This window comes from Gemmobacter nectariphilus DSM 15620 (assembly GCF_000429765.1).
Lineage (GTDB): Bacteria > Pseudomonadota > Alphaproteobacteria > Rhodobacterales > Rhodobacteraceae > Wagnerdoeblera > Wagnerdoeblera nectariphila.
In genome coordinates, this window is the sequence record NZ_AUCM01000026.1 from 17,644 (window position 1) to 27,676 (window position 10,033).

5 protein-coding genes and 1 pseudogene are annotated in these 10,033 nt (G+C 60.3%); 5 read left to right on the forward strand and 1 reads right to left on the reverse strand.

Going from position 1 to position 10,033, the window contains the following annotated elements:
• Positions 1–14 precede the first annotated feature (14 nt).
• Genes G481_RS26520 through G481_RS0116860 form a run of 5 tightly spaced genes read left to right on the forward strand, consistent with a single transcriptional unit; the run spans position 15 to position 6,948 of the window.
• A complete protein-coding gene (locus tag G481_RS26520; RefSeq protein WP_211235223.1) occupies positions 15–422 on the forward strand; it encodes a type I restriction endonuclease in 408 nt (135 codons plus the stop codon).
• Positions 343–2,985: a type I restriction endonuclease subunit R gene (locus tag G481_RS24320; RefSeq protein WP_211235224.1), complete on the forward strand. Its 2,643-nt coding sequence runs from the start codon at positions 343–345 to the stop codon at positions 2,983–2,985. The genes G481_RS26520 and G481_RS24320 overlap by 80 nt, the downstream gene beginning before the upstream one ends.
• Positions 2,972–4,186 (forward strand): restriction endonuclease subunit S, encoded by a 1,215-nt coding sequence (locus tag G481_RS25230; RefSeq protein ID WP_084451056.1) that lies wholly within the window; start codon positions 2,972–2,974, stop codon positions 4,184–4,186. The genes G481_RS24320 and G481_RS25230 overlap by 14 nt, the downstream gene beginning before the upstream one ends.
• A gap of 3 nt (positions 4,187–4,189) precedes the next feature.
• On the forward strand, positions 4,190–5,317 hold the full coding sequence (locus G481_RS0116855; protein ID WP_028031055.1) for an ATP-binding protein: 1,128 nt from the start codon (positions 4,190–4,192) through the stop codon (positions 5,315–5,317).
• Positions 5,314–6,948: a type I restriction-modification system subunit M gene (locus G481_RS0116860; protein WP_028031056.1), complete on the forward strand. Its 1,635-nt coding sequence runs from the start codon at positions 5,314–5,316 to the stop codon at positions 6,946–6,948. Before G481_RS0116855 ends, G481_RS0116860 begins: the two co-directional genes overlap by 4 nt.
• 806 nt (positions 6,949–7,754) lie before the next feature.
• On the opposite strand, the pseudogene G481_RS24330 reads toward G481_RS0116860, so the two are convergent.
• Positions 7,755–9,977, reverse strand: a pseudogene (locus G481_RS24330) (baseplate multidomain protein megatron); the annotation flags it as partial.
• Between the last annotated feature and the right edge of the window lie 56 nt (positions 9,978–10,033).

The following is a 10,033-nucleotide window of genomic DNA, read 5'->3' on the forward strand; positions in this document are numbered from 1 at the left end:
ATCCGGCGGAATGAATGACAAAAGAAGCTGAAATCGAGCAAGAACTCATTACAAAGCTCGCGAGCCTCAAGTATTCGCAGCGCGATGACATTCGTGATCGCGATGAGCTCGAGCGAAATTTCCGCGACAAATTCGAAACTCCTCTGAACCGGGTCAAATTGACTGACAGCGAGTTTGAGCGGCTCCTCGAAATGATCGTGACACCTGACGTGTTCGCGAATGCGGAGCGCCTGCGGAATTGGAATACTTTCGAGCGCGAAGACGGAACACCGCTGCACTACCAACTGGTGAATCTGAAGGACTGGTGCAGGAACACCTTCGAGGTCGTTCAGCCAGCTGCGGATGAATACACGGACCAGCCATCATCGCTACGATGTTCTCTTGCTCCTCAACGGCTTGCCGCTGGTACAGATCGAGCTTAAGTCGCTACACGTGTCGCCCCGAAAAGCGATGCAGCAGATCATCGACTACAGAAACGACCCCGGAAACGGTTACGGCAACAGCCTGCTGTGCTTCACTCAGCTATTCGTCGTCAGCAACCGCAGCCAGACTTGGTATTTCGCGAATAACAACAACGAGCATTTCTCCTTTAATGTCGAGGAGAGATTCCTGCCGATATATCGCTGGGCAGCCCGCGATAACAGGAAAGTCGAGCATCTCTCGGAATTCGCCGAGCAGTTCCTAGCCAAATGCACGCTCGCCGAGATGATCAGCCGCTACATGGTGCTCATCCAGAACGAGCGGAAACTAATGATGATGCGCCCCTACCAAGTCTATGCGGTCAAGGCGATCGTCGACTGTATCCACGAGAACCGGGGAAACGGCTACATCTGGCACACCACCGGGTCAGGCAAGACGCTGACCTCGTTCAAGGCCTCAACCCTGCTCAAGGACAATCCTGACATCGAGAAATGCCTATTTGTCGTCGACCGGAAGGATCTCGACAAACAGACACGCGACGAGTTCAACCGCTTCCAGCCTGGTTGCGTCGAGGAGAACACAAACACAGAAACCCTCGTGCAGCGGCTATTGTCCGACGACTATAGGAACAAGGTGATCGTCACCACGATCCAGAAGCTGGGCCTAGCACTCGACGGCACGAACAAGCGGCAATATCGCGAGCGCCTCGATCCGCTGCGCGAAAAGCGCATCGTCTTCATCTTCGACGAATGCCACCGCTCGCAGTTCGGCGAGAACCACAAGGCGATTCGAGATTTCTTTCCCAACGCCCAGCTCTTCGGTTTCACCGGTACGCCAATCTTCCCGCGGAATGCCAGCTACAGCCGGGTCGAGGGACGAGAGGCGAGCCTCGTCACCACCGAGGACATCTTCGAAAAAGAACTCCACGCCTACACGATCACCCATGCCATCGACGACGGTAACGTTCTGCGCTTCCATGTCGACTATTTCAAACCCGACGGCGCATCCATCAAGCCGGGAGAGACCCTGGCCAAGCGAGCCGTGGTCGAGGCGATCTTGGCAAAGCACAACGCCGCCGCCAATCAGAGGAAATTCAACGCGCTCTTTGCCACAGCCTCGATCGACGACGCCATCGAATACGTCCGCCTTTTCCAAGAAATCCAGACCGAGCGCGCCGCGGCAGACGAAGATTTCCGGCCGCTCAACATCGCCAGTGTCTTCTCGCCCCCGGCCGAGGGCAACCGCGACGTGGCCCAGCTGCAGGAGGACCTGCCTCAGGAGCTGGAGGACAACAAGAAGGAACCCGGCCGCAAAAAGGCGGCGCTGGCCGAAATCATCGCCGATTACAACGGCCGCTACGGCACCAACCACGATCTGTCGAATTTCGACAGCTACTATCAGGACATCCAGCAACGGATAAAGGATCAGAAATATCCGAACGTCGACCTACCACACGCCAGGAAAATCGACATCGTCATCGTGGTGGACATGCTGCTGACCGGCTTCGACTCGCAGTATCTGAACACCCTCTACGTCGACAAGAACCTGAAATATCACAACCTCATTCAGGCCTTTTCGCGCACCAACCGGGTGCTGAATGATTCCAAACCCTACGGCAACATCCTTGACTTCCGAGCCCAGCGCGACGCCGTGGACGAGGCCATCGCGCTCTTCTCGGGTGAAGCGCAAGACCGCGCCAAGGAGGTCTGGCTGGTCGATCCCGCGCCGAAGGTGATCGGGAAGCTCGAAGACGCCACCGGTAAGCTGATGGACTTCATGGCGGCCCGCGGGCTTCAGGCCCGCCCCGAGGAGGCGAGCAACCTCAAGGGCGACGAGGCGCGCGCGGGTTTCATCGAACGCTTCAAGGAGGTCAAGCGGCTCGCGACCCAGCTCGACCAGTATACTGACCTGACAACTGAGCAGAAGGCGCAGATTGAGGCGCTGATGTCTCGCGACGACTTGCGCGCCTTCTCGGCCCAGTATCTCGAGGTCGCCCGGCGCCTGCAAGAGGAGGCCCGTACCAAGGCCGACCCCGCCAGCCCCGCCGAACAGCTCGATTTCGAATTCGTACTCTTCGACTCGGCGCTTATCGATTACGACTATATCATGCGGCTCATCGCACGCTTTAGCCAGGCTGCGCCGCAGCGGCAGAAGATGACGCGCGAAGAACTGATGCGCCTTCTTGCCTCCTCCGCCCGGCTGATGGAGGAGCGCGACGATCTCGAGGCCTTTGTTGCCAGTCTGACCGAGGGCCAGGGACTGAGCGAGGAGGACATCCGCAAGGGCTATGAGCGCTTCAGGGCCGCGCGGCAGGCGGCCGAGTTGACCCGCATCGCCGAGGCGCACGACCTGCCGGCCGAGGCGCTGCAGCGCTTCGTTGATCTGATCCTCGACCGCTACATCTTCGACCCCGACGCGCTAGCCGATCTGTTCCAGCCCAAGGGGCTGGGATGGAAGGCGCGCGCGCGGGCCGAGCTGGCGCTGATGGAAGACTTGATCCCGCTTCTTCGTCGCAAAGCCGAGGGGCGCGAGATTTCGGGGCTGGAAGTCTATGAAGAAAACTGAAGCCCAAAAACACGGCCCCGTCCCCCGCTTGCGCTTTCCCGAATTCCTCGATGCCGGGCCGTGGGAGGTGAAGCGGTTGGGGGAGCTGATCACCACGATCACACCGCCCAAGAAAATCCAGACGACCGATTATCAGTCGTCCGGTCAAATCCCGATCATCGATCAGTCGCCGGCTGACATTTGTGGTTGGACCGATGACGAAACCGCGCTGATCGAGGCAGATTTCCCGGTCGTGATCTTCGGCGATCACTCTTGCGTTGTGAAACTGGCGGATTCTCCCTTTGCTCAGGGTGCGGATGGCATCAAGATCTTGTCGCCGTCTGAAGAGATCGGTGCGCTCTTTCTTTTTCGTTCGTTGCAGGCAAATCCTGTCGAGCAAAAGGGCTACAACCGCCATTTCTCAGCACTCAAGGAAAAGCTTGTTCCGTATCCTCGAAAGGATTCTGGCGAACAAGAGAAGATCGCAGATTTCCTGACCTCGCTCGACGATATGATCCGGGCGGAAGGCGCGCGGCTGGCGGCGCTGCAGGACCACAAGCGCGGACTGATGCAACGCCTTTTCCCCCGCCCCGACGAGACCGTGCCCCGCCTGCGCTTCCCCGAATTCCGCAACGCCGGCCCATGGGACTTGAAGCGGTTGGGGGAGATAGGAACGATCGTCAAAGGCAAGGGCATATCCAAGTCCGACATTGCGCCGGACGGAGCGTTGCCGTGCGTCCGCTACGGCGAGCTTTACACCGTTTATGGCGAGATCATTCGTGAGGTAGCTTCGCGTACTGACGCCGATCCAGCAGATCTTGTCCTTAGCGAAGAAGGCGATGTGATCGTTCCGGCATCTGGTGAGACCAAGGAGGATATCGCAACAGCATCGTGTGTAACATCGGCAGGCGTTGCTTTGGGGGGTGACCTAAACATTCTTCGCACGCCATTGCAGGGGTGCTTTTTGGCCTATTACATACGCGGCAATCTACAATCGGAAATCAGCAAAGTCGCGCAAGGTGACTCCGTTGTTCATCTTTACCCTACGCAACTGGAAAGGCTTCAACTGGCAGTTCCCCCCTTACTAGCAGAACAACAAAAGATTGCCGATTGCCTGTCATCGCTCGACGAGCTGATCCGGGCGCAGGGCGAGCAGATCGAAACGCTGAAGAATTACAAGCACGGCCTGATGCAGCAGCTTTTCCCGCGGGAGGCCGGTTGATCCATGGCTGAAGCGCAGACCTTCGCCACGCTCGAAGCGCTTGCCGCCCACCTGCGGCAGGAGATCGAGGCGAAGAACAAGAAATGCACGTTGCTCTTTGCCCACAACGGCACCGGCAAGACACGCCTGTCGATGGCGTTCAAGGAACTCGGCAAGGCGCGCGATGAGGGCGGCGCGGTCACGGCCCGTGACACGCTCTATTTCAACGCCTTCACCGAAGACCTCTTCAGCTGGGACAACGACCTGGAAAATGACCGTGACCGCGTGCTGCGGATGAACACGGCCTCCGCCTTCTTCAACGGGCTCGCCGAACTCGAGATGGAAAACCGCATCCGACCACTGTTGCGGCGCCATGCCGACTTCGACTTCCAGATCGACTATGGCGCGGGCACGGTCCTCTTCTGGCGCGAGACGGCGAAGAACGCCAGGGACGAAGATGTACCTGTGCCCATCAAGATCTCGCGCGGCGAGGAGAACCTGTTCATCTGGTGCTTCTTCCTGGCAGTGGCGCAACTGGCGATGGATGGGCAGGAAGCCTATGACTGGGTGAAATACCTGTTCATCGACGATCCCATCTCTTCGCTTGACGAAAATAACGCCATCGCCGTGGCGGCGCATCTGGCCCGGATGTTGAAGGACCAGGACAGACTGAAGGCCGTAGTCTCCTCCCACCACACGCTTTTCTTTAACGTGCTGTGCAACGAGTTGAGCAGGCCCTGGCAGTTCTTCCTGAGCCGTGAGGCGGTTGGCTGGCAGCTGCGCGATACGGGCCAGACACCGCGCTTCTACCATGTTGCGATGCTGAAGGCGCTACACGAGGCTGAACAGTCGGGAAGTCTTTTCACCTATCACTTCACGATCCTGCGCAGCATAATCGAGAAGACCGCTACCTTTCATGGGTTCACCCATTTCGGCGACGTGATGAAGCGCGACCCGGATGACGAAGACGGCACGCTGCATTTCCGCTATGTGCAGCTCCTGAGCCACGGCGGTTACTCCCTGTTCGAGCCGGCCGAGATGCTGCCAGAGAACAAGGACATCTTCCGCAAGATACTCGAGAACTTCATGAACGACTATCGCTTCAACCCCGAACTTTTCCCTGTGGTTGAAGCAGAGGAGACAGCAGCATGACCGAACAGGACCAGATTAGGCTGGGCAGGACACTCTGGGCCATCGCCGACGAACTGCGCGGCGCGATGAACGCGGACGATTTCCGCGACTACATGCTTTCGTTCCTGTTCCTGCGGTATCTGTCGCACAATTACGAGGACGCAGCCAAGACTGAGCTTGGAGCCGACTGGCCCGAATTGCCGACAAACGACCGCCGTTCGCCGCTCGCCGTCTGGTATGACCGAAACCCGGAGGACACGGCGGAATTCGAGGCGGTGATGCGCCGCAAAGTGCATTACGTCATCAAACCCGAATTCCTCTGGAGTTCCATCGCCGAGATGGCCCGTATACAGAGCGACGCGCTTCTCAGGACACTGCAAGCCGGCTTCAGGTTCATCGAGACCGAGTCCTTCTCTTCGAACTTTCAGGGTCTCTTTTCCGAGATCAACCTCGATTCCGACAAGCTGGGCAGGACCTATCCGCAACGCAACGCGCGGCTTTGCACGATCATCCAGAAGATCGCCGAAGGGCTCGCCGGGTTCCCCAGCGAACGTGACCTTCTGGGCGATGCCTACGAATACCTGATCGGCCAGTTTGCCGCGGGATCAGGCAAGAAGGCTGGCGAGTTCTACACCCCGCAACAGATCTCCAGCATACTGTCGGGCATCGTGACGCTTGACAGTCAGGACCCGGCATCGGGCAAGCGCGACAAGCTGAACCGCGTCTACGATTTCGCCTGCGGCTCGGGCTCACTGCTTCTCAACGTGCGAAGGCACATGGGTAAACATGGTATCGGAAAGATCTACGGGCAGGAGAAGAACATCACCACCTACAACCTCGCCCGGATGAACATGCTGCTGCACGGGATGCGGGACAGCGAGTTCGACATCCACCATGGCGACAGCTTGGAAAACGACTGGGACATCCTGCGCGAGCCGAACCCAGCGAAAAAGGTCGAGTTCGATGCAGTGGTCGCTAACCCGCCCTTCAGCTACCGCTGGAATCCGACCGAGGAAATAGCGAAGGATTTCCGCTTCAAGGACCACGGCCTCGCGCCCAAGTCGGCAGCAGATTTCGCCTTTCTGCTGCACGGGTTCCACTTCCTAGCTAAGGACGGAACCATGGCGATAATCCTGCCTCATGGCGTTCTGTTCCGGGGCGGCGCCGAGAAATCGATCCGCACCAAGCTCCTGAAGGACGGCAATATCGACACCGTGATCGGCCTGCCGGCCAAGCTGTTCTACTCGACCGGAATCCCTGTGTGCATCCTGGTGCTGAAAAAGTGCAAACGGACCGATGACGTGCTGTTTATCAACGCGGCCGAGCATTTTCAGCCAGGCAAGCGGCAGAATGCGCTTCTGCCCGAGCACATCGACAAGATCGTCGAAACCTACAAGCACCGCAAGGAAGAAGACCGCTATTCGCGGGTGATCAGTCTCGAGGAGATCGAGAGGGAGCATGACTTCAATCTCAACATCTCTCGCTATGTGAGCACGGCCGGAGCCGAGCAGGAAGTCGAGCTTGCCATTGTGCACGGCCAGCTTGGCGCTCTTCAGAAAAAAATCCAGTCCGCGGCGAAGACGCACAACGCGTATCTTGAGGAACTCGGTCTGCCACCTTTGCCTCTCGGTCTAGACGCTGGGTCGGATTGATGGCTCGGCGTGCCACAAACCGATGCGGCACTGTGGCAATCGCTTTGCTCAGAAGTCGAGCATCGCGCTTTCACGGAACCAACTCCGGCGAAAGTTCGACCCCGGTTCCATCCCGCAAACGCCCCTCTCGTCGAAGTGCTCATCCGGGTCAGAAAATAATCAATACCTGTCAGTATCTTGCAGAACTTTACCAAATCGGCGCAGTCATTAGGTCCGGAGAATATCGGCCCTGAGAGAACGCTTCCGGGCCACCTGGCGCAGAGGCCAGTGCTCAGCCCCACCCGCATAACCCTCGAAAACAACGGAAAAATCCGGCCGCAGCCGGATCGGGAGAACGCTTTCGCGGGGGCAAGTGGCGGAGGGAACGTGACTGCCGTCGAACCTTCTCTGATGTTTTGAGAACTGCAGAAAGCATCGAAAGTTCCGCTATGTGCGCGCGCCTTTCAATTCATTCTGGTTCTTGGCCGCCACTTACACTTAAGGAGCGGTCGAAGAACGCTGGTCTATCAGCCGATAACTGATGCCATGCTCACTGCTTGTCCTGCCTTTGCCGACAGAGTGGCCGCTTCGGCCATCGCGAGAGCCGCCACGCCATCGTCCAGCGTTATCGGCATCGCCGAACCTGCAGCAACGGCAGTCACAAAGACGGCCCATTCGGCGGCGTATGCAGGCATGTACCGTTCCAGAAAGAAGTAGGTCGGTTTCGCCCCTGTCACGCCCGCCGTAGTGGATTTGACCACGGTATTCTCCAGCATGTTCTGCGCCTGCAGAAGGCCGTCCGACCCTAGAAGTTCAACCCGCTGGTCATAGGGTCGCGCGTCCCAGGTCCAGGCGGCGCATTCCGGCACATGCACCATGCGGCCGCCGTAGACAAACGACAGCGGGTTGTTGGCCGGGTCGCCCCAATGCAGGTAGCTGGCTTCCAGATAAGCGCGCTGGATCGCATCGTCGCGCCATCCGCGCGAGAAGTACGGCGTGAAGCTTTCTGAAGACTTCGGGTCGAAGAAGACGTTGGGCTGATTTGTGCCCCGGTCGATGGCGGGGCAACCCAGTTCGGTGAAACGGATGGGTTTCGATTGCGGCACCCATGCGGTGGCCAAGCCGCTCTCCACCCCGCCCGGCCGGTTGTAGTGCAAGTTCGTCCACCAGGCGCGGATGTCCTTGGGCCGAAAGACCCACGGCTTGCCCGCCGCGCCATCAGTGATGGCCGTGCGGACTTGCGCAGAGCGGTCAGCGGCGCTGGGATAGAACCAGTCGAAGCCTTCGCCGCCCGCGATGTTGGATTGCAGATAGGCACGGTCGTAGATCGCGGGCCAGCCGTCAAGCGCATCGGCATGGTCGAAACCGTCCCGCCAGTCGGACAGCGGCAGGTAGTTGTCGATGCCGACGAAGTCGATGTTGGCGTCTGACCAGAGCGGGTCGAGGTGGAAATAAACATCGCCGCTGCCGTCCTGCGGATGGTGGCCGAAGTATTCCGACCAGTCGGCGGCATAGCCGATCTTGGTACCAGCGCCGAGGATGGCGCTCACATCGGCCGCGAGGGTCTTCAAGGCAGTGACGGCTGGATAAGTGCTGGCCGCTGACCGGATGGTGGTCAGGCCTGGCATCTCGGTGCCGATCAGGAAAGCATCGACCCCGCCTGCCGCCGCACAAAGATGGGCGTAGTGCAGCACCATGCGGCGCAGGCCCCAGTCGGAAGGCGAGCCGGCGAAGGTGACGCTCTCGCCTGACACGCTGAAATTCCCCGGCGTCGCCGCGCCGAAGAGCGCGGAAACCTGCGTTGCCGCCGTGCCGGTCTTGTCGACCGAACCGACAAAGCCAGCAGCCGGGGAACAGGTGATCCGCCCCCGCCAAGGGAACGCAGGCTGACCGGGTGCAGCGGCGTTGGCGCTGTAGGGGTTCGGCAGGGTGTTGCCGGGCGGAACATCCATCAGCAGGAACGGGTAAAAAGTCACCCGCAACCCGCGCGCCTTCATCTCCTGGATCGCCTGCACCACTGCGAAATCCGTAGGCGTGCCGCCATAGACTGGCCGGTCTTCGGCGTCGCGACTGACCAGATGCGCGCTGGCCCGGCTGACGCCATTGACCGACCAGCTGGCGGGCGTGGTCGACTTGGCCGACACCTCGACGCCCGGCCGCACCTTGCAGGCGCCCGCGCGCAGATCGTCGCCGAACCACGCCACGACGAGACTGACGCTCTCGACCGCCGGGGCCATGGCCTGAAGCCGGTCCAGTGACTCCACCATGTCCGTTGCATCCGGCAGCGCGTTCAGGTTCTCGGGCACCGTCGTGCCGCCATCGGTCTTGCGGATGGCCTGCGTCGCGTAGGTGAACTCGCCCGAGGCCGGGATCATGGTGACGGCGCGGGTCAGCCCCTCGGCGGTGTCGGGATCGGCGAGCGGCCGGAACACCTCGAAGGACAGCTGCGGCAGACGGTTGCCATAGGTCGAGAGCGCCAGTTCCTCGAAGACCACATAGGCCGTGCCGCGATAGGCTGGCGTGCTGGCCGCCCCCATTTTCGCGGCGATGAACGGATCGGCGATCTGCGCCTCGTCGCCGGGATACCAGCGCCAGGTGACGCCGGAGAGGTCCATCGGCTTGCCGTCGGCCCAGATGCGGCCGATGCCGGTGATCGGGCCCTCGCACAAGGCGACGGCGAAGCTGGCGTAGTACAGATACTCGGTCGTCTTGACCTTGCCGCCTCCGCCGCCCTTGCCGCCACCCTGCGTGGTGGTCTTGGTCTCCTCGCGGAAGTCGGTCGCCCAGATCACGTTCCCGCCCATCCGCATCCGCCCGTAGACGCGCGGGACGACGGCGCCCTCGGTCGAGGACGTGATCCGAAGGCTGTCGAGCCGCGGGCCCTCGATGCGCTGCGTCGGCGCGAGCGAGGACACGATCCAGCTGTCAACGACCGACCCAATGGTCGAGCCGACGAAGCCGCCGATGGTCGCGGCGCTGACGCCAAGGATCGCGCCACCGATCGAACCGCCGATGGCGGCGCCGGCCGCGCCAAGGACAAGCGTTGCCATGGTGTGGTCTCAGCGTTGCGGGAACAGGAAGGCGAAGGCGATGCGCCGCCGCCAGG